Consider the following 24,843-nt stretch of genomic DNA (forward strand, 5'->3'; position numbering starts at 1 on the left):
GACACGAGGAGTGCCATGTCCAGCGAGCCGGAAGACTTCACCCCGGACCCGTACGAGCGTGCGGCGACCGTCCCTCCGGAGGTGCTCCGGTCGGGGTTGTCCAGGCGCGGGATGCTCAAGGCGCTCGGGCTGCTCGGTGGCGCGGCCGTCGTCGGCGCGGCGACCGGCGCATCCTGGGCGGGACAGGGGGCCTCGGGAACGGCCGGCGCCGCACCGGCGCAGTATGTGCTGCCCCAGGGTTTCGCCGGTGACATCAGCGATCTGAAGCACGTGGTCGTGCTGGTGCAGGAGAACCGCGCGTTCGACCACTACTACGGGGCGCTTCCCGGCGTACGCGGCTTCAGCGACAAGCAGGCGCTGCGGTTCCAGAACGGCACAGACGTGTTCTCGCAGCCGAACAGTTCGTCGTTCGTGAAGCCGAGTCGCGTCACCACGGTCGCCGGCACCACCACCGGGCTCGACCACTCGTACTCGGGCGGGCTGGGCGCCTGGTCGGGCGGCCGGTACAACAACTGGATCGGGGCGAAGGGGCCGGCCACGATGAACTACGTCACCGGGGAGGAGATCCCGTGGCAGTGGTCGCTGGCGAGCGCGTACACGATCTGCGACGCCTGGCACTGCTCTGTGATGGGGCCGACCACGCCGAACCGCCTCTATCACTGGACCGGAACCTCCAACGGCGTCACGGACAACGGCTCGGAGTCGAACGGCACCCGCAGCTGGCAGACCTATCCGGAGGCGCTGCAGAAGGCGGGCGTCTCCTGGCGCATCTACGTCGACAACAGCAACAACGGCAGCAGCTGGGTCGGCGATTACACCGACAACCCGATCCGCGGGTTCGCGCAGTTCACCACCTCCGGCAGCACGGCCACCGACGCCGCCAACCGGGTGGATGCGGTGAAGAACGCCCCGGGGACCGGCCTGGTCTGGCGGGCGGGCTCTGCCCCGTACGCGCCGACCGGGGCCCCCAACAACGACAGCGACGCAAACCTGAACGCCGTGCTCAAAGACTTCATCGCCGCCTGCCAGCCGGGCGCAGCGCAGCCGCTGCCGCAGGTGTCGTGGGTGGTGGCGCCGTACGGCTGGACGGAGCATCCGTCGGCGAACCCGGAGCACGGAGCGCACTTCAGCAACCGCGTGCTGCAGACGCTGCAGTCCAACCCCGAGCTGTGGAAGAGCACGCTGCTCATCATGACGTTCGACGAGAACGACGGGTACTACGACCACGTGCTGCCGCCGTTCGCCGAGCCTGGCACGCCGGGGGAGTACTCGGGGAGCACGCCCATCGGCTACGGCGCCAGAGTCCCCGCGATCCTGGTCTCGCCGTGGACGCGAGGTGGCTGGGTGAACAGCGAGACGTTCGACCACACCTCGATCCTGCGGTTCCTGGAGACGTGGACGACCGCGCTCGGCACACCGGCGCTCAGCACCACGATCACGGCGTGGCGGCGCGGGATCAGCGGCGACCTGACGAGCGCGATGGACTTCGCGCATCCGGTGGTGGACATCCCGTCGCTGCCGGACACGGAGGCGCTCGTGCAGATCGCCCGCGCAGGAGGGACCATCAGCACGCAGGTGCCGCCGGCCGACAAGTGGGACGGCGGAGCGCTCCGCCCGCGCCCGCTGTCGTTCCACCCGCACGGCACGTTCGAGGAGGACAGGCAGACCGGGACGGTGACCGCACGGCTCAGCCTGGTGGGAGGAGCTGCGGGCAAGACGGTCAGCCTGCAGGCGTTCCCCGATAAGTACGCGCCGTTCGCCAACACGCCGCACACCGTGTCGGCTACCACCCCGGCGGCGTACAGCTGGGATGCGGCCGCGCACGACGGCAGGTACGCCTTCACGGTCTACGGCCCCGACGGGTTCATCCGTTCGCACGCTGGGACCGTGCTGCCGGAGGGACAGGACAACTCGGGCGTGCCGCGGGTCGATGTCGACCTGGTCTCCGGCGCCGAACCGACGCTGACCATCGCGCTGCACAACGACGGCCTGCAGCCGGTGCACTACGCGCTCGCCGCCAACGACTTCGCCGGAGGGACACGCAACGTGTGGGTGCGTCCGGGGCGACCGAGACGGTCACCTGGCCGACGAAGGACGGGTACTACGACGTGATCCTCACGGCGGACACCGGCGCCGGCTGGCAGCACCGCTACGCCGGACGCGTCGCCCAGCTCACCGCCTGAGCGGCCCGGGCGCCCAGCGGCGCCCGGCCTTGCCACCACACCACCCCACTGCACACACCTCACCACACTGCACACCACACCCGGAGAACCTCATGGCCGCGCAGCGCCTTCTGAACCGTCTCATCCCGCGCACGCGGGTGCACCGCATCGTCGCCGTCGCAGCGTCGGCCGCCATCGTCGGCGTCCTGGTCGGGGTCGGCTACGCGGCCGCCGCGAGCCCGGCGTTCGACCCTGGTGACGCGATCACGCCGATCGCGTCGTACACCTTCGACGGGGACACCGGGTCGGTCGTCACCGACTCCTCCGGGCACGGGAACGACGCGACCTGGAAGGGCACCAGGTCGTATGTCGCCGGTGTCTCCGGGACGGCCGCGGCGGTCAGCGGAGGATCGAACTACGTGAAGCTTCCCCTGGTCGCCGGACAGACGGATGCGTCGTCCAGCTTCTCCTACGAGTTCTGGATGTCGGAGCAGTCGCGCACCAGGTACGGCCCGATCGTCAGCAACCAGAACTTCGCGACGTGCAACAACAAGGGCCTCACGCTCTACAACCAGGCCACGGCCGGCGTGCTGGAGGCCTGCTGGGGCCAGACCTCCGGTGGCACCAAGGAGTATGTGCACGGCATCCAGGGCAACACGCTGAACTCGTGGCACCACGTCGCGGTCGTCGTGGACAGGACGGCGAACACGGGCACGTTCTACGTCGACGGCGTGCAGAAGGCGACGGCGCCCGCTGGGTCGATCACCGCCTCCACCGCCTTCAACAGCGGCCTGGCGTTCAACATCGGCGGACTCAGCGGCAGCGAGAACGACACTGGCGACGGCTACGTCAACGCCACCATAGACGACTTCAACTTCTTCGCGGCGGCCATCCCCGGCAGCCAGGTGGCGGCCGACTTCGCGGCGAGCAAGCCGAGCGTCGTGGCGTACACGGTGGCCTTCGACGGCAACGGCGCGACCGGAGGCACGACGGCGTCTCAGACGCTGACCTCAGGGCAGCAGGCGGCACTGACCGCGAACGGGTTCACCAAGCCGGGCTACCAGTTCCGGGGCTGGGCGACCAGCGCATCCGGTGCTGTGGTCTACGCCGACAAGCAGACGGCGGGCGACCTGGCGACCTCCGCCGGGGCGACCGTGACCCTGTATGCGGTGTGGAACCGCTACCGGGCGGCGGGGGACACCATCGCCCCGATCGTGTCGTACGACTTCGAGGACGACACAGGGACGACGGTCGCAGACAGCTCGGGAAGCGGCAACTCCGGCACCTGGTCGGGCACCCCGTCGTACGGCGCGGGCGTCGCGGGCAAGGCCGCCTACGTGAACTCGCCGGCGGGGAGTGTCCAGGGCGTCAACTTCTTCACCCTGCCGCTGATTGCGGGCAAGACCGACGCGTCGTCGAGCTTCTCGTACGTGTTCTGGATGAACGAGTCGGCGACGAGCTCCGACTCGCCCATCGTCTCCAACCATGACTTCACCCACTGCTACAACAACGGCACGACGCTCTACAACACGGCAGGGCAGCCGGGAGTGCTCCGCGCCTGCTTCGGCCGCAACGGAACGTCGACGGCGCAGAACTACCTGCCCCAGGTCAGCGGCAGCTCGGTGATCGGCGCCTGGCATCAGGTGGCCGTGGTCGCCAACCGCAGCGCCGGCACGATGACCACCTACCTCGACGGGCAGCAGACCGCACTGAACGCGGGTCTGACGAGCGCGTTCTCCCTGATGAGCGGACACCCTTTCACCGTCGGCGCCGAGGGATCGGGCGCCGACACCGGGGACGGGTTCGTCAACGCCTCCATCGACGACTTCGACTTCTACGACGCCCCGATCAGCGCCGCCCAGGTGCTCAACGAGTACACGGCGGCCCAGCCGAGCACGACGCCGACCGACACCGGGGCGTCGCTCGCCCCCGGCTTCCTCAGCGACACCTTCCGCGCACCCCAGGTGCGGGTGGGCGGGACCGTCTCGCAGCCCATCGGCGGGCTGTGGAACGGCACGGCCGTCACCACGTACACCAAGGTCTCCGGCGACGACTGGCTCACGGTCGGAGCGGACGGCACGGTCCGCGGCACCGCTCCCGCCACTGCGGCGGCGGACCCGGCGACCATCACCGTGGAAGCGACGAACGGCACCACCACCTCGCGCATCGCCGTGGAGGTGCCGGTGATCGGATCGGCGGACGCCCCGCAGCTCGCCGCGGCGACCTGGAACCTGTGGGATGCGGGCAGCCACGTGAACGACGCGACGTTCAAGGCGCTCGCGGTGATCGCATCCAACGGGCTGGATGTGATCGGCGTGCAGCAGGACGACGGCACGGCGGCGGCGCGCATCGCCCGAGCGCTCGGCTGGTACTCGGTAGAGGGAGACGGCGGCGTCGGCATCGTGTCCGCCTATCCAGTGGATGCGCGACTCACGAGCAGCGCGGCCGGCGTCACCCCTCCGGCCGTCACGGCCACCGCGCACGTGCTCGGCAGGGACATCCGGTTGTGGAGCGCAGGACTCGACGGTGCCGCCTATGGGCCGCAGACCGCGTGCCAGGGCGGAGTGACCGATCCGGCCGCGCTGGTCGATGCGGAGAAGAAGACGGCCAGATACGACCAGGCCACGGCGCTCGCCGCGGCTGTGCGCGCCGACGCGGCGGGGGCGGACACCACGCCTGTGATCGTGCTCGCCGACCTGGAGTCGCCGTCCGCCGCCGACTGGACCGCAGCCACCGCGAGTGCGCACTGCACCGTGGGAGCTGTCGCGTGGCCGGTCCCGGCCCAGCTCGCTTCTGCCGGTCTGACGGACACCTATCGGGCAGCGCATCCCGACCCGGCGAAGGCGGCAGGCAACTCCTGGTCGCCGATCGTGGCGACGGACCCGGCGACCGGCACGGCGGAACCGCAGGACCGCATCGACTACGTGTACTCGGCCGGAGCGGACCTCGTGGTGCTCGGCTCGAACACGCTGGTGGCCGGCTGGCCGTCGGCGAAGAACGTCGCGGGCAACGCCTGGCCGAGCAACCACCGCGCGGTGGTGACGACGTTCCGGCTGCAGGCAGCTGCGACGACTCCGACACCCACGCCCACGCCCACGCCGACCGGGACACCGACCGGGACACCGACCGGCACGCCGACTTCGACGCCGACCGGAACGCCGACGACGCAGCCGACCGGGACGCCCGACCCGACGCACACCGGCCTGCCGTCGCCGTCGCCCAGCGGCTCCGTTGACCCCGGCGCAGGCTCCGGCCCCTCCGATCCGGCCGGCGGCCCGGACGGCGCGCTCGCCTGGACCGGCTCCGAGTTCCCGATCGCCCTCGGTCTCGCGGCCATCGCAGCGGTGCTCGTCGGCCTGTTCCTCCGCCGCCGTCGCTACGGCGCAGGCTCGGACAAGCGCTGAGCCCTCGCGGGCGCCGGTAGGTTGGAAGCGGAACGAACGGACCTTCCAGGAATCGAGCACACCCCGATGGCCTCATACTTCGAACGCGTCGATGCCGACCGCTACCGCCCCACGCCGGAGGCGGGAGGCGCGTGGCAGGACGACGAGATCCACTTCGGTCCGCTCGGCGGTCTCGTCGTCCACGCGATCGACCGGCACAGGGCGTCGACGGGCGCAGCGCCGATGGTGCTCTCCCGGATCAGCTTCGACATCCTCGGCTTTCTGCGCTCGGAGGTGTGCGAGATCGAGGTGGAGACGATCCGGCCCGGCCGCACGATCGAACTGATGGAGGCAACCGTGACCATCGCGGGCAGGCGCGCGGTGCTCGCGCGCGCCTGGTACACGTCGGTGTGGAAGACGGCCGCTGTCGCCGGTGGCGCGCCGGAGACGCTCGCCGTGCCAGGTCCGGAGCACGGCTGGTCACTCGCCGACGGCTGGCCGGGCGGGTTCGTGGCGTCCCTGGAGGCGCGCACGACCGAGGCGCCAAGGCCGGGTCGCGCGACGGCCTGGCTGCGCACCGACCGCACGCTGGTCGCGGGCGAGGATGCCAGCGCGCACGCCGCATACATCGCCCTGGTCGACACGGCGAACGGCGTGGCGGTGCGGCAGGCGCCGACGGACTGGTTCTTCCCCAACCTCGACCTGACCATCCACCTCTACCGCCAGCCCTCCGGACCCTGGGTCGGGCTCGACACGACCGTCACGTTCGGGACGACGGGGCAGGGCCTCACGAGCACGGTGCTGCACGACGAGAGCGGGCCGGTCGGCACGGCGGAGCAGACCTTGACGGTGCGCCCGGCGGGGTGACGCGCGACTCCGGTGCGACTCAGACCGGCGACCGCAGCCACTCGAACACCAGCGGAAGCGTGGCGAGCACCGACACGTGCCCGTCACGCGGCCGCAGCAGCAGGTCGGCGTTCGGGATGCACTCCAGCAGTGCGTGCACGTGCGCGACCGGCACGACGCGGTCGGCTCCTCCGTGCACCAGCAGGGTCGGCGCCGTCACGTCGGCGGGGTCGACGCCCCACGGGGTGACGTAGGCGACGTCGTCGTCCGACTCTCCGGCGGGTCCCGCGGCGGAGCCCGCTTGGGCGTCGGCGCCGAGGGGCGCCCACTCCGCGGAGAGGATCGCCCAGTCGCGGTCGGTGAACGACGACTCGTCGAACTCGGCGTGCTCGGCGTGGCTGAGGCGCGCATCCCGGCCGATGACGGCGGTGAGGAGGGCGGCGGGGGAGGCCATCCCTGCGAACCAGTCGTCGGTGTCCCAGCGGGGCGCGAGCGAGGCGATGGTGGCGACGGCGGTCACGCGGTCGGGGGCGATGGCGGCGCAGGCGAGAGCGTGCGGGCCGCCACCGGATGCTCCGACGGTCGCGAACGCGTCGATGCCGAGGGCGTCGAGTACCAGCAGCGCGTCGGCCGCGGCGTCCGCGATGCTGCGGCCGGGCAGCTCGGTGGAACCGGGGTAGCCGGGGCGGGCGACGGAGACGACGCGCATGCCTGTTCCGGCGGCCGCGGCGACGGGCGCGATGATCGCACCGGTCTGCGGCGTGCCGTGATGCCAGAGCACAGGGACAGCACCGGACGCGCTGGACTCCTCTGCCGCGCCCGTGTCGAAGTAGCGGATCGTGCGGCCGTCCGGCGCGCTGAGCTCTCCGAAAGCCGCCTGCTCGCCCTCGGTCTGTTCCTCCTGCATGGTCATAGCCCGGATCGTACGCCGAACCTGGCCGGACTCGGTGGAAGACGTGCTCGGTGGAAGACGTGCTCAGTGGATGACGGCCTTCAACACGATCATCGCGATCCCGAACAGTGCGGTGGTGATGGCGCCGAGAATCCGCACCGGCCACGAGTCGCCGCGGAGGGCGAAGACGATGAAGCCGAGCGCCGCCAGGATCGCCACCCCCAGCCAGAGCGCCACCCACAGGGCGACGGTGTCGTCGATGATGCGCAGCCCGCCAAGCAGCAGGACGATCGACGGCGGGATGGCCGACGTGAGGAAGCCGACGGAGCGCCGCAGGGAGTGCCGGAACGACTCCGCGAGGCTGCCATGGTCGTCGCGACCGATCCCGTGTCCGGCGATTGTTCCCGCGTAGACGTGCGCCGCCCAGAAGACGACGACCGTGACCAGCACCGTCCAGAACACCTGCAGTGAGCTGGAGCCGTATGCACCGGCCGCCACGATCATGCCGCTGACCAGCACCGTCCCATACACCGACTCCTCGGTGATGTACTCCACCCGAGCACGTCGCAGCGCACCGTTCGCCGTGCTCTGTCCTGCGGTCATGTCGCTCCCTGCGCTGCCGGTCCGGCTCGTCGTCGTGCTGTCTCGTCCTTCGGCAGGAGCAGCGCTGCCACCAGGCCGCCGAGACCGAGGACGCCCAGGACCGCCATCGCCGTGCCGTATGCAGCGGAGCCCGCGGCCACATTGGCGATCAGGATCGTTCCGGCGATCGCTGTGCCGAGTGTCGAACCCAGGTTAGAGACGCTGCGGGAGAGACCGGAGATCTCGCCCTGCGCCGACTCGGGGAAGGCCGACTGCACCACGTTGACCGACGGCGTCAGCATCAGGCCGAGTCCCGCGCCGATGAGGAACAGCCCGGGGATGAACGCCCAGTCCGTCGAGGTCGCCACCACCAGCCAGATCAGCAGCGCGATGCCAGGCACGCACAGCACGAAGCCGGTCAGGATGAGCGCGCGCTGCGAGAACCGGGCAGCCAGCCGCCCCGCGATCAGAGAGGTCAGCAGCAGTCCGACCGTCGCTGCCGTGAACAGCACGCCGGTCGCGATGGCGCTGTGACCGCGCACCACCTGCAGGTAGGCCGACACCGTGAACGACGTGCCCATCAGGAGGATCCACTGCACGTTCTGGGTGATGAGGGCGATGTTGGAGAGCCTGTTGCGGAACAGCGAGCTGGAGAGCAGCGCCTCCTTCCCGGCGTTCTCACGCCGCCGCACCCACCAGAAGAACGCGATCAGGATGGCGACGCCGACCACGATCAGCGTGATCATCAACGGCACGCTGTTGTCCGCCGCGAGGATGCCGAGCACGAGCGCGACCAGTCCGAGGGCGGAGAGCACGGCACCGACGACGTCGAACGGGCGAGCGGGGTCGGCCGGGATCGGGTCGGTGAGCCGCCTGGTCAGCAGCAGGATGAGCACGATGATCAGCGCCTGGAACAGGAAGGCGGCACGCCAGCTGATCGCGGTGGTGATCAGCCCGCCGATCAAGGGGCCCGCGGCTGCCCCGATCCCGCCGAGGCCGCTGATCACGCCGAACGCCCACGCGCGCGTGGGGATGTCGGTGAGGTAGAGGGTGGTGAGGATGTAGACCGGCGGGATCAGCAGGGCGGTGCCGACGCCCTCCAGCAGGCTGTTGCCCAGGATGAGCGCCCAGAGCCCGGGGGCCGCTGCGCTGACGAGCGCTCCGATGCCGTAGACGACGAGGCCGATGGTGAAGCAGCGCTTCCTGCCGATCTTGTCGGTCAGCTTGCCCGCCGGGATCATCAGTGCGGCCATGGTGAGCAGGAACAGGGTGATGCTGATCTGCACGCCCTGGACCGTCGTGCCGAGGTCGTGCGAGATGTCGTTGATCATCACGTTCATGTTGGATCCGGCGAAACTGCAGATGAACTGCGCCAGCGCCAGCGGCGCGATGAGACGGCGCGCCGCTGCGTGGGATGTCCCCGTGAACGATGCGGTCATGACGACCTCTCTGTACCGGCAAGCAGCGCGTTTCCCGATGGCACCGGATACTAGTCCTCGACGGCGGCGAGGATAAGACCCCACCTATTCAGGCGGAGCTGCCCGGGGTTATGCTGACGCCATCGTCTGAGGAGGCTCCCATGGCGGAGACAGCGAAACACCCGTTCCCCGACATCGCCGACCATGGTTTGATCGGCGATCTCCAATCGGTCGCCCTGGTCTGCACAGACGGGACGATCGACTGGTTCTGCGCCCCGCGGTTCGACTCTCCCGCGGTGTTCGCCTCCCTGCTCGACAGGGAGAAGGGCGGATACTTCCGCATCCACGCCCTCGGAGACGACGTGCGGGTGAAGCAGATGTACTTCCCGCAGACCGCCATCCTCATCACCCGCTTCATGAGCGCCTCCGGGGTGGGCGAGGTCATCGACTTCATGCCGGTGCCTGACGACCCGACCGTGGCGACGGACGACCGCCGCATCCTGCGGGGCATCAGGGTGGTGCGGGGCGAGGTGACCTTCCGGCTGGAGTGCCGCCCGCGGTTCGACTTCGGCAAACGCGCGCACACCGCCTCCCGGGAGGGCGGCCGGGTGTTCTTCGACGACGGACAGGGCGGCGCGGCGCTCGCAGGCTTGCACGCCGGTGAGCAGCTCGCCGCTGCGGCGCTCGCCGACGGGGATGCCGAATTCGACGTCACGATGAAGGCCGGCGAATTGCGGCTGTTCGCGTTCCACACCGCGCCGCCCGCCGACGCGCCGGAGCACACGGTGGAGCACGGGCAGGAGGCGTTTCGGAAGACGGGGGCGTTCTGGCGGGACTGGCTGCGGGTGAGCACGTACACCGGCCGGTGGCGGGAGGCCGTGGAGCGGTCGGCGATGGTGCTCAAGCTGTTGCAGTATGCGCCGTCCGGCGGCCTCGTCGCCGCGCCGACCGCCGCTCTGCCGGAGCAGCTGGGCGGCGTGCGCAACTGGGATTATCGATACACCTGGATCAGGGACGGCTCGTTCTCCGTGTACTCCCTGCTCGCCCTGGGATACACCGACGAGGCCGTCGCCTTCGCGCTCTGGATCTCCGACCGCCTCACCGAGCAGGCCGGGAACGCCTCCGGTCCGTTGAAGATCATGTACCGGATCGACGGGTCCAGCGACCTGGAGGAGCTCGAACTCCCGGACTTCGAAGGGTACGCGGGATCGCGTCCGGTCAACATCGGCAACGGCGCGGCCGACCAGCTCCAGCTCGACATCTACGGCGAGGCGTTCGACGCCCTCTACGTCACCGAGCAGTATCGCAAGATCGGTCATCCTGGCTGGACCAAGCTGCGCGCTGTGCTCGACTGGCTCGTCGAGAACTGGGACCAGCCGGACGAGGGCGTGTGGGAGACCAGGGGAGGCCGCAAAGACTTCACGTACGGCAGGATCATGTGCTGGGTGGCCTTCGACCGGGCGATCTCGATCGCGCGGGAGCGTGGTTTCCCGGCCCCCATCGAGGAGTGGACCAACGCCCGCGACGCGATCTACGAACAGGTCTTCACGCACTGCTGGAACCCGGATCGCAAAGCGTTCGTGCAGTATCCGGGCACCGATGTCGTGGATGCGATCACCCTGCTCATGCCGCTCGTCGGCATGATCTCGCCGCAGGACCCGATGTGGCTCTCCACCCTGGACGCGATCGGCGAGGAGCTCGTCACCGACAGCCTGGTGTACCGGTACAACCCCACCGCGTCACCGGACGGGCTGCCGGGGGAGGAGGGCACCTTCTCGCTTTGCTCGTTCTTCTACGTGAACGCCCTGGCCGACGCCGGGCGGATCGAGGAGGCGCAGTACGCCTTCGAGAAGATGCTCACCTACGGCAACCACGTCGGCCTGTTCGCCGAGGAGATCGACCCGGCTGGTCGTCAGCTCGGCAACTTCCCGCAGGCCTTCACCCACCTGGCGCTGATCCGTGCGGCCATCGTGCTGGATGCGGCCCTCACGCGGCAGGAACAGAAGACGGAGCGTCAGTGACCGGTTCGGGAAGCGTGCCCTGGCCTGCCCGGCCTCTCGCCGCACCGCTGACCCGCAGGTAGACGATGAGCCAGCTGAACACGGCCGCCCCTGCGACCAGTTCGGTCGCGGTGAGCACGTAGTACCCGACGACGAAGAACACAAGCATCACCACCACGGTTGCGAAGAGCACGTACCCGAGGATGAAGAACGAGGCAGGCGCCTCCGGGAGTGCAGCGCGCACCCAGAACACCAGCAGCGAGAACACCACGATCATCCCGACCGCCGACACGTTGTGGAGCACCGCGGAGACGTTCAGGGGGAAGATGCCGACTCCGGCGAGCAGCACGCCGATCAGGATGAGGCACACCCGCACCCGGAGAAGCGCCGCTCGTCTGCGCTGCCCATCCGGATGGTCGCCGTCGGTTGCGGGAAGTCCCCGCACCTCCGTGGAGTAGCGGGCGAGGGCCGTCACGATCACGCCGCCGACGATGAGGGTCAGGTTGAACGACAGCGAGGAGACGCTGCTCGTCATGCCGAGAGCGCTGAGGTGCAGCATCCACCAGTGCGGGTCCGGTGCGCTGAGCATCGCGGTCAGCATGCCCACGACGACGAACGCGGCGAGCACCGTCGACAGGCGCATCAGGTCCATGTGCACGGCGGACGCGAAGACGATGTATCCCGTCACGGCGCAGGCGACGGCGGCGAGGACGGCGGCGGAGAGGAAGTACACGGCCGCATCCTGGAACCCGTTCGAGAGCACGGCGCTCAGCGTGAGCCAGCCGAGAAGCGCCACCACGCCGTGCGCGACCGCGATGGCGATGGTGTCGAAGACGTCCACACCGGAGACGCCCCGCGCGACGGACCCCGGAGGCGCGGCGAACGGGCTGAGGCCGGCCCGCGACCACAGCCGACCGGCGAGGTAGGCGAGCACACCGATGACTCCGGCGCCGATGGCGGCGAACTGGCCGAGCGAGTCGGGCCCGGCGATGGCGAGGCTGCGCCCCCAGAACGTCGGAAGGGCGACGATCACGACCAGCACGAACGTCCCACCCCCGGCGACGATGGAGGCGCCCTCAGCGCTCAACAGTGGCGTACGTCGTGCCTGGATCTCGGTGCTCGTCATCGTCATCACCTCGTCAGCTCGGCGGCTGTGGTGGGCTCAATGTACCGCTGCGGTGGCGGCATGCACCAGATCGAGCCGACGATCCATCAGGGGCGTCCGCTCAGCCGCGCCAGGCGTCCACCTCCGAAAGCAGCTCCGCCTTGCGGTCGTCCGACGCGAACGACGCCTCGATGGAGGTGCGTGCGAACCGCTCGGCCTGGTCGGCTGTGACGCCCAGCGCATCCCGGACGGCGGTGAAGTTGTCGCCGACGTATCCACCGAAGTATGCGGGGTCGTCGGAGTTGATCGTGACACGGACACCGGCGGCGTCGAGCCGCAGCAGGGGATGCTCGTCCAGCGTCGCGATCGTGCGGAGCCGCAGGTTCGACAGCGGACACATCGTCAGCGCGATCCGCTCGTCAGCCAGGCGCGCGACCAGTTCGGGATCGTCGACGGCGCGGATGCCGTGGTCGATGCGCTCGGCGCCGAGCAGGTCGAGCGCCTCGCGGATGTACGACGCCGGACCCTCCTCACCGGCGTGCGCGACGACGTGCAGGCCCTCGTCCTTCGCCTTGGCGAAGATGTCCTGGAACAGCGACGGCGGGTAGCCGACCTCGGCCGAGTCGAGGCCGACGCCGAGCAGCTTCTCCCGGCGGCTGAGACCGGCGTTGAGGATCATGTCGGCGGACTCCACCGGCTCGTCGCGGAGGAAGCTCAGGATGATGCCGCCGCTGATGCCGAGGTCGCGCTCCGCTTCGTCGAGCGCGGAGGAGATGCCGTCGATCACCGTCTCGATGCGCACCCCGCGCGCGGTGTGCGCCTGCGGGTCGAAGAACAGCTCGACGTGGCGGACGCCCTGGCTGGCGGCGGTGGTCAGGTAGCGGCGGGTGAGCTCGGCGAAGTCGCTCTCGGTGCGGAGCACGTCCATGGTCGCGTAGTAGAGGTTCAGGAACGACTGCAGGTCGTCGAAGTCGTACTGCGCGGCCAGCTCCTCCACCGAGGTGTATGGCAGGGACAGCCCGTTCTTCCCGGCGAGCTCGAACACGAGGTCGGGTTCGAGAGTGCCTTCGATGTGAAGGTGCAGCTCGGCCTTGGGCAGGGCGAACAGGGCGGAGTCGGAGGGGAGAGCGGTCATCCTCCGATTTTGTCATTCCCGCGGCGGACGCGCTGACAGGGAGGCGCACCGTAGCGTCGGAGGATGAACCGTGGGAACCTGGGCAGACGCGCCCGCCTCGCCATCGCGGCCCCGTGCATCCTGATCGTGGGACTTGCGGTGCACGCGTTCGCCGACGGGCCGGTCGGCGGGTTCGCCGGTGATGCGCTCTATGCCGCGCTGATCGTCGTGCTCGTGGCGTTCGCCGTGCCGCGTGCCGCGCGCTGGGTCGCACCGGTGGTCGCCCTCGCGTTCTGCTGGGCGATCGAGTTCCTGCAACTCACGCCGATCCCGCACGCTGTGTCGGCCAGCATCCACGGCGCGTACTTCGTGCTCGGCTCGACGTTCCAGTGGATCGACCTCGTGGCATACGCGGTGGGGGTCGCGGTGGCCGGTGTGATCGACGCAGTGATCGACGGTGTGATCGGCGCGCCGGTCAGCGGACCTGCAGCAGGATCTTCCCGAGATGACCGGACGACTCCATCCGGCGGTGCGCCTGCGGGGCGTCCTCCAGCGGGAACACCGAGTCGATGACCGGATGGATGCGTCCGGCGGCGAGGTGCGGCCAGACGTGTTCGCGCACGCCCGCGACGATGGCGATGCGTTCCGCGAGCGGACGCGCCCGGAGCGTCGTGCCCCAGATCCTCGCCCGCTTGCGCATGAGCAGCCCGGTGTCGATGGCCGCGGGGGTCCGGTCCCTGGTGGCGATGGACATGATGCGGCCGCCGGTGGCGAGCGCCTCCAGGTCGCGGGCGATGTACGCGCCGCCGACGATGTCGAGGACCACGTCGGCGCCCCGGCCGTCCGTCGCCTCGCGCACGGCGGCGACGAAGTCGTTCTCCCGGTAGTCGACGGCCGCCTCCGCGCCGAGCGACCGGCAGAACTCCACCTTCACAGGACTGCCCGCCGTCGCGATCACCCGCGCGCCGAAGACCCGCCCGAGCTGGATCGCCATCGAGCCGATTCCGCTGGAGCCTCCGTGCACGAGAAGCGTCTCGCCCTCGGCCAGCTCGCCCAGCTGGAACACGTTCGACCACACCGTCGCCGCCACCTCCGGCAGCCCGGCCGCCTCCACGAGGTCGACGCCAGGCGGCACAGGGAGCACGAGGCCCGCATCCACGGTGACGTACTCGGCGTATCCGCCACCGGGAATCAGGGCGCAGACCGGATCGCCGACCGACCACCCGGTCACGGACGCGCCGACCTGGTCGATCTCGCCGGACACCTCCAGCCCAGGCCATTCCGGCGCACCGGGCGGCGACGGATAGTATCCGCGGCGCTGCGACAGGTCGGCGCCGTTCAGCCCGGCCGCGACGACCCGGATGCGCACCTCGCTGTCGGCGGCGACGGGCTCCGGAACCTCGGCGACGGTCAGGACGTCCGCATCCCCGGGGGTCGGGACGACGACGGCGCGCATCAGGACCGCGCCCCCGCCGAGTTCGAGCGCCGAGACAGCACCGCCCGGATGTTGACCTTGTTGGTGTACTCGATCGACCCGTAGCGAAACAGCCGCACCGCGATGCGCAGCACGATCGCCGACAGCACGAACAGCTCGACGATGATCACAATGGCCTGCCACAGCGGCAGAGAGCCGAACGCGTTCAGGATCAGCGCCGTGATCGGCGCCGTGTACGGGAAGAACGCGAGCACTTGCACGATCGGCGATTGCGGGGAGCTGATCGCGAAGCCGGACGCGTACAGCGGGATGATGATCGAGAAGATCACGATCGAGAACAGCGGTGCCGCATCCTTCGCCGTCGGCATCACCGCACCCACCGCGACGAGCGTGCCGGTGAACAGGGCGAACCCGCCGATCAGGATGAGCGCGCCGACGATCATCTTCTCCGGCTCGAAAACCAGCCCGGAGAGATCGAGGCTCGGGATGGATAGCTGCTCGCGGAAGAACAGGTAGCCCACCACGACCGGCAACGCGAACACCACCATCTGGATGAACCCGATCATGAACAGCGAGATCACCTTGCCGACGAGCAGGCTCGTGGGGTTGATCGTGGTCAGGATCATCTCGGTGACCCTGTTCTCCTTCTCCTCCAGCGTGGAGTTCAGCATCTGGTTGCCGAGGAACACGATGACGACGAAGAACGCCACCAGGAAGATCAGGGCCGGGATGATCGCCTCGAAGCCCGGGGCGACAGCGCCGTTCTTGAAGGTGGTCGTGGAGGTCTGCACCTCGCCGCGCAGCACGGCGACGTCGGTGGGGGAGTCGAGGCTCTTCTCGACGCTCGCCGACAGCACGGTCTGCGCCGCCGACGAGTACTTCGCGTTCTGCAGCAGGCCGACGTCGGCGCCGTAGACGCGCACGGACTGCTTGGCCGGGTCGGCCGGGTAGTCGAAGAACGCCTCGGACGAACCGGACTTCACCGCGGCGATGCCCGCCTCCGTGCTCTCGACGGGCGTGCCGCCGAGCTGCTGGGCGACGGCGGGATCGACGAGACCGGACGCATCCTGGTACTGGAACTCGAAGCGTGCCGTCTTCTGCGCGTCGGCCGTGTTCGCCGTCGACACGTTGGAGGCGACGATCAGGCTGATCAATGCCACGGCGAAGATCGGCACGATGAGGGTGATCGCCCAGAACCGGCGCTTCGACACCGTGCGGAGGAACTCGAACGAGACGACCGTCCCGAGGTTGTGCTGCGCCATCAGTCGGCCTCCCTGCTGTCGGCTCCGTACACTTCGACGAAGATGTCGTCGAGCGATTTCCTGGTCGGCGCGAACCGCGTCACGTCGAGGCCGGCCTCCACCAGAGAGCGCAGGATGGCGGCGGTGTCCGCGTGGTTGGCGACGTCGAGTTCGGCGTGGCCGTCTGCATCCTTCGCAATCGTGTATGCGGGGGAGCCGGGGATCGTGCCGTCGTGGTCGACGTGGATCACGGTGCCGCCGAACTGCTCCTGCACCTCGGCGACGGTGCCGTATGCGCGCGAGCCGCCGTCCTTCAGCAAGATGACCCTGTCGCAGAGACGCTCGACCTCCTCCATTTGGTGGGTCACCATCATCACCGTGGAGCCCGCCTTCTTCTGGCCGTCGATGATGTCCATCAGCAGCCGCCGGTTGACGGGGTCGAAGCCCTTGGTCGGCTCGTCCAGGATGAGCAGTTCAGGGTCGTTCATGATCGTCACGCCCAGCTGCACCTTCTGCTGCTGACCGCCGGAGAGCTTGTCGAGGCGCACCTTCTCCTTGTCGCCGATGCCGACGCGCTCCAGGTATGAGCGCGACCAGCGGCGGGCCTGCTCCTTGCCGAGGCCCTTGAGCTTGCCGAAGTAGACCATCACGTCGATGACGGACTCCTTCTTGTATAGCCCGCGCTCCTCCGGCAGATAGCCGAGCCGGTCGCCCGCCTCCGGGCTGAACGGCCGCCCGTCGATGTGCAGGACGCCGCCGGTCGGCTGGTAGATGCCGAGCAGCGCGCGAATCGTCGTCGTCTTGCCGGAGCCGTTGCTGCCGAGGAAGCCGAAGGTCTCGCCGCGGGCGATGTCGAAGGAGAGATCCCGGATGACCGTGGTGCGGCCGAAGTCCATCCGGAAGTGGTCGATGTGCACGAGGGGCTCGTGGGTTGGACTGCTCACTTTTCCAGACTAGGGGTTGACGGCGACAGGGCTCGGGATTATCTTACTCAACAGAACAGTTGATAAAGAGATCGGTTGGATATGGACGCGAATAGCGAAGGCACGGACGCCCGGCTGGACCGCGCGTTCCAAGCTCTCGCCGACCCTGTGCGCCGTGCGATCGTCGCGAAGCTCAGCACGGGCCCCGCCACGGTCAACGAGCTGGCAGAGCCGTTCGCGATCACCACCCAGGCGATCTCCCGCCACATCCATGTGCTGGAGGAGGCCGGGCTCGTCACCAGGACCCGCGACGCGCAACGTCGTCCCGTCCACCTCGAACCGGCCGCCCTCGAAGAGCTGACCTCGTGGATCGACCACCACCGGCTCATTCACGAACAGCAGTACCGCAGTCTCGACAGCGTCCTCGCCGGCCTCGGCGACCAGGCGCACCCATCCAAGGAGAAGAAGAAATGAGCAACCCCGTCACCATCACCGCGCCGGACGGCCTTCCGTACGTCGACATCGAGCGCGAGTTCGACTTCCCGGTCGAGAAGGTGTTCCTCGCCCACAAGGATCCCGCGCTGCTCACGCAGTGGAGCGGTCCGCGCGGCTACGAGATGGACATCCAGGAGTACGACTTCAGCACGGGAGGCGGCTACCACTTCGTGCACCGCGACGCCCAGGGCGCCGAATACGCGTTCCGCGGCGTGTTCCACGTCGTCCGCGAGAACGAGTTCGCCATCCAGACCTTCGAGTTCGAGGGCTACCCGGACGTGGTCAGCCTCGAGTCGATCACCTTCGAACCGCTCGACAACGGCCGCGCTCGAGTGAAGGTCCACGCCGTCTACCCCACCCTCGAGGCCCGCGACGGCATGGTCGCCTCCGGCCAGGCCAAGGGCGTCACCGAGGGCTACGAGCGCCTCGAGGAAGCCCTCGCCGCCCTCTGACCGCACCCGCGTCCCCCAGCAATCGAGCCGGTACTTATGTACGCGACACGCCGGCGTGTCGCGTACATAAGTACCGGCTCGATTCTTTTGGGCTAGGCGAGGGAGGCGAGGAGAGCCGGGTGAAGGAGGCCGTTGGAGGCGAGGGAGGAGCCGTTCCCCGGGCCCGCGTCGCCGGTGACGGAGGTGAAGGTGCCGCCGGCCTCCTCGACGATCGGGATGAGGGCCGCGAGATCGTAGGTCTTGACGTCGAACTCTCCGACCGCATCCAGGACGCCCTCTGCCAGCAACATGTACGACCACATGTCGCCGTATGCGCGGTCGCGCCAGACCTGCCTGGTGAGCGCGATGAGCTTGTCGAGGTAACCGGCGTCGTCCCACTGCGCGATGCTCTGGAAGCTGATCGACGCGTGCTCCAGGTCGGAGACGGCGGACACGCGCAGTCTGCGCGGCTCGGCACCGGACTCCGACAGCCAGGCCCCGCCGCCCTGAGCTGCCCACCAGCGCCGGTCGAGCGCCGGAGAGCTCACCACGCCGACGACAGGCTTGCCGTCGACGGCCAGCGCGATGAGGGTGCCCCACACGGGCACGCCGCGCAGGTAATTGGCCGTGCCGTCGATCGGGTCGACGATCCACTGCCGGGATGCGTCACCCTCCGTCCCGAACTCTTCGCCCAGAATCCCGTCGCCCGGCCGCTCGGCCGCGATCCGCTCCCTGATGGCCCGCTCGACGGCCAGATCGGCCTCGGTGACGTGCGTGCGATCCGGCTTGGTGTCGATGTGCAGGTCGAGCGCGCGGAACTTCTCCCGCGAGATCGAATCGGCGAGGTCGGCCAGGCGCAACGCGAACGCCAAGTCGTCGGCCAGCGGGACGGATGCGGTGTCGGAAGTCACCAGAAGAGCCTACCGACGCGAGGTGAACGGCAGGCGACCGGGTCGAGGGATGCTCGATTGGCAATGAGTGCGATTCGGATGCTAGTGTTGAGCCTCGTTCGGGTCGCCGAACAAAACGCACCTCTAGCTCAATCGGCAGAGCAACTGACTCTTAATCAGTGGGTTCTCGGTTCAAGTCCGAGGGGGTGCACCAGCAAGAAAAGCCCGGTCAGATGAACAATCTGGCCGGGTTTTTTCGCGTGCGGGCGTGCGCCGTAGTGTGGAGCGCGTGCCCAACCCCTTCGGAGAAGTCTCCGCGCTGCCCGTCGCCATCCCCCTCGGAATAGCTCTCTTCGGCCTGCTCGTCTGGCGGCTCTACGCGCGGCGTCGACTCACGCTCGCGCGGGCGGCAGTAGCCGCCGCGCTTTCCATCTACGCCGCAGGCATCGTCGGGAACACGATCTTCCCCATCTACCTGAGCAGCCCAGACAGTCACGAGCCGTGGACACCGCACGTCGCCCTCATCCCGTTCTTCGACTACGAGGTGGTGGACGCCCTGACGAACATCGCGGTGTTCGCGCCATTGGGGCTGCTCATCCCGCTGCTCCTCGCCCGGCCGACCTGGGCGAAGGTCGTGTCGATTGCGGCGGCTGCAAGCCTGGCGATCGAGCTGTCGCAACTCGCCGTGCAGGGCCCGCTCGGGGGCGGCCACATCGCCGACATCAACGACTTCATCTTCAACACCATCGGCGGAGCGCTTGGCTATGGCGCCTTCGTGCTCTTCGCCCGCATACCGCGGATGCGTACCATCGTCGACAGATTCCGCTGGGCCGCGCCGACGACGCAGGGTTAACCCGGGACCGTCCGCCTCTCAGAGGGGAGGAGTTCCGGCCCGGTGCGATCACGGATTTACGACGACACGTCCGGCACAGTGCTCACCGGAGCAGGCGCTTGCGGTCCCGCGGCCGCGACCTCAGACTTCCGCACCACGAACACGGCCGACGCGATCATCAGCGGGAAGAATAGCGGCCACATGTGGCCGGGCGCCTGGAGGTACGGGTTCGTCGCGTTGGCGAGCAGCACCGTCGCAGCACCTACTGTCGCAATGAACAGCGCTCCTCGCAGGTCGTCGGCCATCCGGAACGCTTTGCGAACCACTCCCAGTGATGCGATCACCGTCGCGACCATCAAAAGGATGCCGATGATGCCCGTCCAGTAGAAGATCGCGTGGTACTGCAGTTCGGTCTGCCAAGCGCGAATGGAGCGGTCGATACCGCCGCGGTCGAACGATGCGCCGAGCCCGTGACCGAAGATCGCCTGAGCGGGCGAGTCCATAGAGAGCAGTGACTGACTCTCGTTCTTCCGGATTCTGTCGGAGAGCGCGTCATCGCCAGCGACGGTTCGAGGCGAGTTCGCGTGGTTCGCGATGTCCTCCTGAGTGAGGGCGTTCTCCGCCTTCGGGGCGACGACTGCTGCGGACGACGATCCTGCGAGGGACGTGAACATGGACCCGAGGCTGGGCTGGACGGCGAGTGTGAGTCCGAGAGCGAGGGTGAAGCTGATGACTACCCCAAGCAGGCCGCGGACACTCACTCGTGGGCTGGCCGTGCGTGGGTTCTTGAACTTCAGCACCAGCATGGTGCCGAGCGCAACGATGGGGGCGACGATCATGATGACGACAACTGCGCGGCGCCAGGAGACGAACGCTCCGGTGATTGCGAGAGTGGCGGCGAGCCCGCGGAGCCAAAGCGGCGGGAGGTAGGCGTCTTTCGGGTCGACGAAGAGGGAGGCAAGCCACATGCCACCCCACCAGATCAGCGGCGGGAGGATGGTTGCGGACATCGCGACCATTCCGTTGTCGTCGGTGATGTGCCGGAGGGTGAGCGGGGCAGTGATGAATCCGGGCAGTTTGCCGACTGGCAGGACACCGGCGGCGACAAGCCCCTCGAGGTAGAACAGCACGCCGATCGCGACGGTGATGATCGCGCCGACCCAGAAGATGAGTTTGACCACTCGCCGGTCGAAGCCGGCGATGATGACGGCGTAGGCGACCGGCCAGATGAGGAAGAAGACGAGCGTGCGCGCCCATGAGTCGGCGTCTTGCGCAATGGCTGACGCGATGCCGACGATGAGGAAGGCTGCCCAGAGGGCAGCTGGCCAGATGAATGACTTGTCTGGCATCACTCGACGCTTCAGGAAGTTCACGCCTGCGATGAGCGCGAACGACAGCAGTAGAGGGTAGAGGAGCACGTTGTTGCCGACCGGGATAAGGAAGACATAGGTCAGGGCGACGACGATCCACGTGGTGAGTGCGATTCGCCAGATGTCAGTTCGGGTGTTGACGGCAGGCATTTATGTGTATTCCTTCAGGATTGGACGGGATACACCATACCGGTTGTCCTGTTAAGGCCGCTCATACTCATCTAAGCCGACCTATCGCCATATATCCTGGACGGCTCTCAGCGTTCGTCCCGGGAGCGCGTCCGTCGACCGCCCGCACTCATTGGATTCGAAATGCCCGATCTGCCCGCGACCACCCTGAACCGTGCGCTCCTCACCCGGACGCCGGTGCTCCACGGACCCAGGGTCCGGCTCGAACCGCTGGGCCCGCAACACCTGGACAGCGTGTGGGGCGGCCTCAGCGATCCGGATACGCTGCGTCTGACCGGCACCCGCGGATCGTTCGACCGCAGCGTCGTCGCCGACCATCTCGCCGCCATCGGAGCGGCGGACGACCGCACAGACTGGGCGATCATCGCCAGCGAGACCGGCGACTATCTCGGCGAGCTCGTGCTGAACGAGCTCGACGAGGAGAACGCCTCCATGAACTTCCGGATCGCGCTCCTCCCCGGGTTTCCAGGCAGCGGCTACGGCACGGAGGCGACCACCGTGATGCTCGACTACGCCTTCACCGAGCTCGGGCTGCATCGCATCTCGCTGGACGTGTACTCGTTCAACCCGCGCGCGCTGCGCTCCTACGAAAAGGCCGGATTCATCACAGAAGGCCGCCAACGGGACACCCTCAACTGGGACGGGGAATGGGTGGATTCCATCCTCATGGCGATTCTGAGCACCGACCCTCGGTGACCGCCCCGGAAGCCTGGGGACGAGTCGGTCTATGCTGCGCATGTGAGCGAGATCGAGCCGCACGAACGTGGGAAGCACGAGGTTGCACCGAGGCATATCCCTCAGGTGATCGTGCCGGTCCCGCTGGACGAGGTGCGCGATTTCGTGCGGGATGCGGTGCGGGGCACGAGCCTGCAGAATCCGTACGTGCAGGTGGCCGCCGGTTGGGCGCTCTTCGAACCGCACCTCCGGTTCACGGCCGTCGATGCGACGCACACGCGGATCGAATTGGGTGTGACCGGTCGGATGCGTGGCGTGGAGACGCTGTTGTTCGTTCAGCGCCGCGGCGAGATCGATCGGTTCTTCGTGGCGATCCGGGATGAGTTGGACCGGCGTGAGCACGAGCACGGTTCATGGCGTCAGCATCCGGACGCGGGGAGTGCGTCCATAGAGAGCTCCGAATAGCTCAGCAGACCGCGCGGCGATAGGGGGCGTAGTCTCGTCGCGGACGACGACGACGACAGGGGTGGTGTCATGGGGTTCTTTCCAGAGCCGGAGCCAATCGAGGCCGAGGCCGCCCAGCTGCGGTACACGCCGCCGGAGTGGCAGCAGGCCCCGGAGGACGAGCTGCCCGGTATCGTGCCGCAGGCGGTGGTGCTCGCGAGCGCTCCACAGCTTGTGGTCTATCTGGCGGGCATCGAGGCGTACTCGAACGGCGCCGTGTTCCGGCTCGGCTGGAAGCTGCGGCGCGGGGACGCGGACGACGAGGAGTGGGGCGACCTGCTGATGAAGCTCGACGGACTCCGCCACTGGGGAAAGCGCGATAACAACGGGGGACTGAGACTCGGCGTCGAGCTGTCGGATGGCCGGCGGGCAATTTCCGGAGAGACGCCCCTGTGGGGCCAGGACGAGGGATGGCGGCCGGACGGCCACGTCCTGAACCTGTTCGAGCAGGGCGGCGGAGGGTCGGACGAGTCCCGGAACTACACCGCCTTCCTGTGGCTCTGGCCGCTCCCGCCCGCCGGCACCATGCGGCTGGTCTGCCAGTGGGCGGCGTTCGGCATCGACGAGCAGTCCATCGACGTGTCCGGCGACGCGATTCGGGAGGCGGCCGGTCGCGCCCGCAAGATCTAGCCCTGACCAGGGATTAACTCTGTGAGAATTTGTCATGACGCGTTAGAATGCGTTCATGCCATTCGAGGTGTTCGAGAATACGGCAAGCGCGGGCCGGGGGGTTCCGACCGTGCGCTTCCTTCCGAACGGGCGCGTGCACTTCAATGCGGCCGCGACGAGGCTTCTGGCGGGTGCCACGCACCTGCGGCTGCTGTTCGACGACGACGCGCAACGGATCGGGTTCGAGCCGACCAGTGCTGACGACCCGAACGGTTTCAAACTGACGAAGCAGGACAGCCAGTCGGTGCTGACGGCGTCGGCGTTCGTGCAGCGCTACGAGATCCCGATCGAGCAGCGGATGCCGTTGGGGCAGGAGGGCGACCTGTTCGTCGCCGACCTGCCGCCGTTGCCGTTGCCGTCGCCGACCAGGACGTAGCGCTCAGCGCAGCTCTTTCCGCGGCATCACGATCTCTTTGATGATCAGGATGATCCCCGCCGAGATCGGGATGGCGACGAGCGCTCCCGGCAGCCCGAACAGCGTCGAGCCCGCGAGCGCGGAGATCAGCACGACCGACCCCGGCACCTGCACGGCCTTGCCCATCACCTTCGGCGTGAGGATGTATGCCTCGACCTGCATGTAGATCAGCATGAAGATCAGCACGAACAGGCCGGACACGGGGGAGTGGATGAACGCGAGCACCGTCATCGCCGCCGTCGTCAGCACTGTTCCGATCAGCGGGATGAGGGTGATGAAGAACGCGAGGATACCGATCAGGAATGCGCCTGGCACCCCGGTGAGCAGCAGCAGGATCACGCTGTAGAGAGCGTTGAAGAACGCGAGGATCACCATCCCGGACAGGTACTTGCCGAAGTTGCGCAGGATGCGCTCCGCATAGCTGATGAACGTCGGCCGACGGGAGGCAGAGACGAGCTTGTACGCGGCGTCCTTCATCGCGTCGTAGGTGGCGATGAAGTAGATGGTGAGGATCGCGATGAAGAACCCGGAGGTCAGGCCGTTCACGATCGACAGGCCGAAGCCGACCAGGCCGGTGCCGAGCGACGCCCACACCTCCGGCTTCTGGACCTCGGACGCCACCCAGTTGACGAGGGCGCCGAGCACGCCGTTGCTGGATGCGTTGGCGGGGTCGAACCAGCCCTGCTCCCTGAGGTTCGCCACCTCCTTCGGGATGGTGGTCACCAGGAACTGCACCTGCTGGATCACCAGGGGGAGCACCACCCAGACGATGGTGATGATGACCGCGATCAGGATCAGGATCACTGTAACGATCGCCCAGGCCCTGGACATGTGCCTGCGCTGGAACCAGCGGATCAGCGGGTCGAGGCCCACCGTGGCGAACAGCGCGAGGAAGACCATGAAGATGATCGAGCGCAGACCGTACAGGGCGAATCCGGTGACGATCGCGCCGACGGCGCCGAGGGTGACGATGTAGCCCAGAGCCAGGGGGCTCCGCTGCAGCATCGACGGCTGCGGTTCCTCTGTCGTGGCCGGTGGTGGGGCTTGTCTGGTGAGGCGCATCACGCCCTCCTCGGCTCGGTGTTCGACTGGTGCCGAGCGTATTGCCAGTGGGCTCCCCGCGACAAGTCGCGCCACGGGGAGACGGAGGCGATCGTTTCCAATATGTAAACGACTTTGTTTCTATTCGCCTGGACACTTGACGCCCGCATCCAGGGCGTGCTGTACTAGCCCGAGCAATTAAGCAACGGGGTTTCATTGTAAGCGAGCGGG

The 24,843-nt window shown here is 68.2% G+C and carries 23 protein-coding genes and 1 tRNA gene; 13 read left to right on the top strand and 11 right to left on the bottom strand.

All coding sequences use genetic code 11. From position 1 onward, the window contains the following. Window positions 1-15: 15 nt before the first annotated feature. The 3 genes from AC37TH_RS18775 (at window position 16) to AC37TH_RS18785 (ending at window position 6,412) form a co-directional block, all read left to right on the top strand. The gene (locus tag AC37TH_RS18775; protein WP_490765855.1) at window positions 16-2,112 is read left to right on the top strand and encodes an alkaline phosphatase family protein; all 2,097 of its coding nucleotides are present in this window, start codon (window positions 16-18) and stop codon (window positions 2,110-2,112) included. Between the two features lie 163 nt (window positions 2,113-2,275). After that, a complete protein-coding gene (locus AC37TH_RS18780; protein WP_490765856.1) occupies window positions 2,276-5,566 on the top strand; it encodes an InlB B-repeat-containing protein in 3,291 nt (1,096 codons plus the stop codon). Between the two features lie 66 nt (window positions 5,567-5,632). Beyond that, window positions 5,633-6,412, top strand: coding sequence for a thioesterase family protein (locus AC37TH_RS18785; RefSeq protein WP_490765857.1), 780 nt, complete (start codon window positions 5,633-5,635; stop codon window positions 6,410-6,412). Between the two features lie 19 nt (window positions 6,413-6,431). Here the strand turns inward: AC37TH_RS18785 and AC37TH_RS18790 are convergent, their stop codons facing one another. The 3 genes from AC37TH_RS18790 to AC37TH_RS18800 form a co-directional block, all read right to left on the bottom strand. Continuing rightward, window positions 6,432-7,304, bottom strand: a complete 873-nt coding sequence (locus AC37TH_RS18790; RefSeq protein ID WP_490765858.1) for an alpha/beta fold hydrolase — start codon at window positions 7,302-7,304, stop codon at window positions 6,432-6,434. 63 nt (window positions 7,305-7,367) lie between these two features. Next, window positions 7,368-7,886 (bottom strand): hypothetical protein, encoded by a 519-nt coding sequence (locus AC37TH_RS18795; protein ID WP_490765859.1) that lies wholly within the window; start codon window positions 7,884-7,886, stop codon window positions 7,368-7,370. Continuing rightward, on the bottom strand, window positions 7,883-9,304 hold the full coding sequence (locus AC37TH_RS18800; protein ID WP_490765860.1) for an MFS transporter: 1,422 nt from the start codon (window positions 9,302-9,304) through the stop codon (window positions 7,883-7,885). The genes AC37TH_RS18795 and AC37TH_RS18800 overlap by 4 nt, the downstream gene beginning before the upstream one ends. 140 nt (window positions 9,305-9,444) lie before the next feature. On the opposite strand from AC37TH_RS18800, the gene AC37TH_RS18805 reads away from it, so the two are divergent. Then, window positions 9,445-11,304, top strand: a complete 1,860-nt coding sequence (locus tag AC37TH_RS18805; protein WP_490765861.1) for a glycoside hydrolase family 15 protein — start codon at window positions 9,445-9,447, stop codon at window positions 11,302-11,304. On the opposite strand, the gene AC37TH_RS18810 is transcribed toward AC37TH_RS18805, so the two are convergent. Together AC37TH_RS18810 and AC37TH_RS18815 are read right to left on the bottom strand one after the other, a co-directional pair. After that, window positions 11,270-12,409: a hypothetical protein gene (locus AC37TH_RS18810; RefSeq protein ID WP_490765862.1), complete on the bottom strand. Its 1,140-nt coding sequence runs from the start codon at window positions 12,407-12,409 to the stop codon at window positions 11,270-11,272. The two genes, AC37TH_RS18805 and AC37TH_RS18810, sit on opposite strands and share 35 nt — an antisense overlap. A 100-nt stretch (window positions 12,410-12,509) precedes the next feature. Continuing rightward, complete coding sequence (locus tag AC37TH_RS18815; protein WP_490765863.1) at window positions 12,510-13,523, bottom strand: adenosine deaminase; 1,014 nt, start codon at window positions 13,521-13,523, stop codon at window positions 12,510-12,512. A gap of 63 nt (window positions 13,524-13,586) precedes the next feature. Between AC37TH_RS18815 and AC37TH_RS18820 the strand changes: the two genes are divergently transcribed. Then, window positions 13,587-14,075, top strand: coding sequence for a ribosomal maturation YjgA family protein (locus tag AC37TH_RS18820; RefSeq protein WP_490765864.1), 489 nt, complete (start codon window positions 13,587-13,589; stop codon window positions 14,073-14,075). Here AC37TH_RS18820 and AC37TH_RS18825 read toward each other — a convergent pair. The 3 genes from AC37TH_RS18825 to AC37TH_RS18835 are packed head-to-tail and all read right to left on the bottom strand — an operon-like array spanning window position 13,978 to window position 17,074. Continuing rightward, complete coding sequence (locus tag AC37TH_RS18825; RefSeq protein ID WP_490765865.1) at window positions 13,978-14,958, bottom strand: NAD(P)H-quinone oxidoreductase; 981 nt, start codon at window positions 14,956-14,958, stop codon at window positions 13,978-13,980. The two genes, AC37TH_RS18820 and AC37TH_RS18825, sit on opposite strands and share 98 nt — an antisense overlap. Continuing rightward, complete coding sequence (locus AC37TH_RS18830; RefSeq protein WP_490765866.1) at window positions 14,958-16,199, bottom strand: ABC transporter permease; 1,242 nt, start codon at window positions 16,197-16,199, stop codon at window positions 14,958-14,960. Before AC37TH_RS18830 ends, AC37TH_RS18825 begins: the two co-directional genes overlap by 1 nt. Then, a complete protein-coding gene (locus AC37TH_RS18835) occupies window positions 16,199-17,074 on the bottom strand; it encodes an ABC transporter ATP-binding protein (protein ID WP_490766094.1) in 876 nt (291 codons plus the stop codon). The genes AC37TH_RS18830 and AC37TH_RS18835 overlap by 1 nt, the downstream gene beginning before the upstream one ends. Window positions 17,075-17,203: 129 nt before the next feature. On the opposite strand from AC37TH_RS18835, the gene AC37TH_RS18840 reads away from it, so the two are divergent. After that, on the top strand, window positions 17,204-17,575 hold the full coding sequence (locus tag AC37TH_RS18840) for an ArsR/SmtB family transcription factor (RefSeq protein ID WP_490765867.1): 372 nt from the start codon (window positions 17,204-17,206) through the stop codon (window positions 17,573-17,575). Beyond that, window positions 17,572-18,048 carry an SRPBCC family protein gene (locus AC37TH_RS18845; RefSeq protein WP_490765868.1) on the top strand — a complete coding sequence of 159 codons (477 nt, stop codon included), beginning with the start codon at window positions 17,572-17,574 and terminating at the stop codon, window positions 18,046-18,048. Before AC37TH_RS18840 ends, AC37TH_RS18845 begins: the two co-directional genes overlap by 4 nt. Before the next feature lie 92 nt (window positions 18,049-18,140). On the opposite strand, the gene hisN is transcribed toward AC37TH_RS18845, so the two are convergent. Beyond that, window positions 18,141-18,938: a histidinol-phosphatase gene (gene hisN / locus AC37TH_RS18850; protein WP_490765869.1), complete on the bottom strand. Its 798-nt coding sequence runs from the start codon at window positions 18,936-18,938 to the stop codon at window positions 18,141-18,143. A 117-nt stretch (window positions 18,939-19,055) separates the two neighbouring features. Here hisN and AC37TH_RS18855 point away from each other — a divergent pair. Both AC37TH_RS18855 and AC37TH_RS18860 read left to right on the top strand, forming a co-directional pair. Next, window positions 19,056-19,131, top strand: a tRNA-Lys gene (locus tag AC37TH_RS18855). Window positions 19,132-19,206: 75 nt separating this feature from the next. Further along, window positions 19,207-19,770: a VanZ family protein gene (locus tag AC37TH_RS18860; RefSeq protein WP_490765870.1), complete on the top strand. Its 564-nt coding sequence runs from the start codon at window positions 19,207-19,209 to the stop codon at window positions 19,768-19,770. Window positions 19,771-19,826: 56 nt separating this feature from the next. Here the strand turns inward: AC37TH_RS18860 and AC37TH_RS18865 are convergent, their stop codons facing one another. Then, window positions 19,827-21,269, bottom strand: a complete 1,443-nt coding sequence (locus AC37TH_RS18865; RefSeq protein ID WP_490765871.1) for a hypothetical protein — start codon at window positions 21,267-21,269, stop codon at window positions 19,827-19,829. A gap of 162 nt (window positions 21,270-21,431) precedes the next feature. Between AC37TH_RS18865 and AC37TH_RS18870 the strand changes: the two genes are divergently transcribed. The 4 genes from AC37TH_RS18870 to AC37TH_RS18885 all read left to right on the top strand — a co-directional run bounded on the left by AC37TH_RS18870 (window position 21,432) and on the right by AC37TH_RS18885 (window position 23,532). Beyond that, the gene (locus tag AC37TH_RS18870) at window positions 21,432-22,004 is read left to right on the top strand and encodes a GNAT family N-acetyltransferase (protein ID WP_490765872.1); all 573 of its coding nucleotides are present in this window, start codon (window positions 21,432-21,434) and stop codon (window positions 22,002-22,004) included. Between the two features lie 42 nt (window positions 22,005-22,046). Then, window positions 22,047-22,448 carry a hypothetical protein gene (locus AC37TH_RS18875; RefSeq protein WP_490765873.1) on the top strand — a complete coding sequence of 134 codons (402 nt, stop codon included), beginning with the start codon at window positions 22,047-22,049 and terminating at the stop codon, window positions 22,446-22,448. A 69-nt stretch (window positions 22,449-22,517) separates the two neighbouring features. Next, window positions 22,518-23,117, top strand: coding sequence for a hypothetical protein (locus AC37TH_RS18880; protein ID WP_490765874.1), 600 nt, complete (start codon window positions 22,518-22,520; stop codon window positions 23,115-23,117). A 55-nt stretch (window positions 23,118-23,172) separates the two neighbouring features. Next, the gene (locus AC37TH_RS18885; protein WP_490765875.1) at window positions 23,173-23,532 is read left to right on the top strand and encodes a hypothetical protein; all 360 of its coding nucleotides are present in this window, start codon (window positions 23,173-23,175) and stop codon (window positions 23,530-23,532) included. A 3-nt stretch (window positions 23,533-23,535) separates the two neighbouring features. Here the strand turns inward: AC37TH_RS18885 and AC37TH_RS18890 are convergent, their stop codons facing one another. Continuing rightward, window positions 23,536-24,633, bottom strand: a complete 1,098-nt coding sequence (locus AC37TH_RS18890; RefSeq protein WP_490765876.1) for an AI-2E family transporter — start codon at window positions 24,631-24,633, stop codon at window positions 23,536-23,538. Window positions 24,634-24,843: the final 210 nt, after the last annotated feature.

The organism is Leifsonia sp. McL0627 (assembly GCF_058244615.1).

Coding starts and splice junctions, on each gene's coding strand:
- AC37TH_RS18775 (WP_490765855.1), top strand. CDS start 16: ATGTCCAGCGAGCCGGAAGACTTCACCCCGGACCCGTACGAGCGTGCG.
- AC37TH_RS18780 (WP_490765856.1), top strand. CDS start 2,276: ATGGCCGCGCAGCGCCTTCTGAACCGTCTCATCCCGCGCACGCGGGTG.
- AC37TH_RS18785 (WP_490765857.1), top strand. CDS start 5,633: ATGGCCTCATACTTCGAACGCGTCGATGCCGACCGCTACCGCCCCACG.
- AC37TH_RS18790 (WP_490765858.1), bottom strand. CDS start 7,304: ATGACCATGCAGGAGGAACAGACCGAGGGCGAGCAGGCGGCTTTCGGA.
- AC37TH_RS18795 (WP_490765859.1), bottom strand. CDS start 7,886: ATGACCGCAGGACAGAGCACGGCGAACGGTGCGCTGCGACGTGCTCGG.
- AC37TH_RS18800 (WP_490765860.1), bottom strand. CDS start 9,304: ATGACCGCATCGTTCACGGGGACATCCCACGCAGCGGCGCGCCGTCTC.
- AC37TH_RS18805 (WP_490765861.1), top strand. CDS start 9,445: ATGGCGGAGACAGCGAAACACCCGTTCCCCGACATCGCCGACCATGGT.
- AC37TH_RS18810 (WP_490765862.1), bottom strand. CDS start 12,409: ATGACGAGCACCGAGATCCAGGCACGACGTACGCCACTGTTGAGCGCT.
- AC37TH_RS18815 (WP_490765863.1), bottom strand. CDS start 13,523: ATGACCGCTCTCCCCTCCGACTCCGCCCTGTTCGCCCTGCCCAAGGCC.
- AC37TH_RS18820 (WP_490765864.1), top strand. CDS start 13,587: ATGAACCGTGGGAACCTGGGCAGACGCGCCCGCCTCGCCATCGCGGCC.
- AC37TH_RS18825 (WP_490765865.1), bottom strand. CDS start 14,958: ATGCGCGCCGTCGTCGTCCCGACCCCCGGGGATGCGGACGTCCTGACC.
- AC37TH_RS18830 (WP_490765866.1), bottom strand. CDS start 16,199: ATGGCGCAGCACAACCTCGGGACGGTCGTCTCGTTCGAGTTCCTCCGC.
- AC37TH_RS18835 (WP_490766094.1), bottom strand. CDS start 17,074: ATGGACTTCGGCCGCACCACGGTCATCCGGGATCTCTCCTTCGACATC.
- AC37TH_RS18840 (WP_490765867.1), top strand. CDS start 17,204: ATGGACGCGAATAGCGAAGGCACGGACGCCCGGCTGGACCGCGCGTTC.
- AC37TH_RS18845 (WP_490765868.1), top strand. CDS start 17,572: ATGAGCAACCCCGTCACCATCACCGCGCCGGACGGCCTTCCGTACGTC.
- AC37TH_RS18865 (WP_490765871.1), bottom strand. CDS start 21,269: ATGCCTGCCGTCAACACCCGAACTGACATCTGGCGAATCGCACTCACC.
- AC37TH_RS18870 (WP_490765872.1), top strand. CDS start 21,432: ATGCCCGATCTGCCCGCGACCACCCTGAACCGTGCGCTCCTCACCCGG.
- AC37TH_RS18880 (WP_490765874.1), top strand. CDS start 22,518: ATGGGGTTCTTTCCAGAGCCGGAGCCAATCGAGGCCGAGGCCGCCCAG.
- AC37TH_RS18885 (WP_490765875.1), top strand. CDS start 23,173: ATGCCATTCGAGGTGTTCGAGAATACGGCAAGCGCGGGCCGGGGGGTT.
- AC37TH_RS18890 (WP_490765876.1), bottom strand. CDS start 24,633: ATGCGCCTCACCAGACAAGCCCCACCACCGGCCACGACAGAGGAACCG.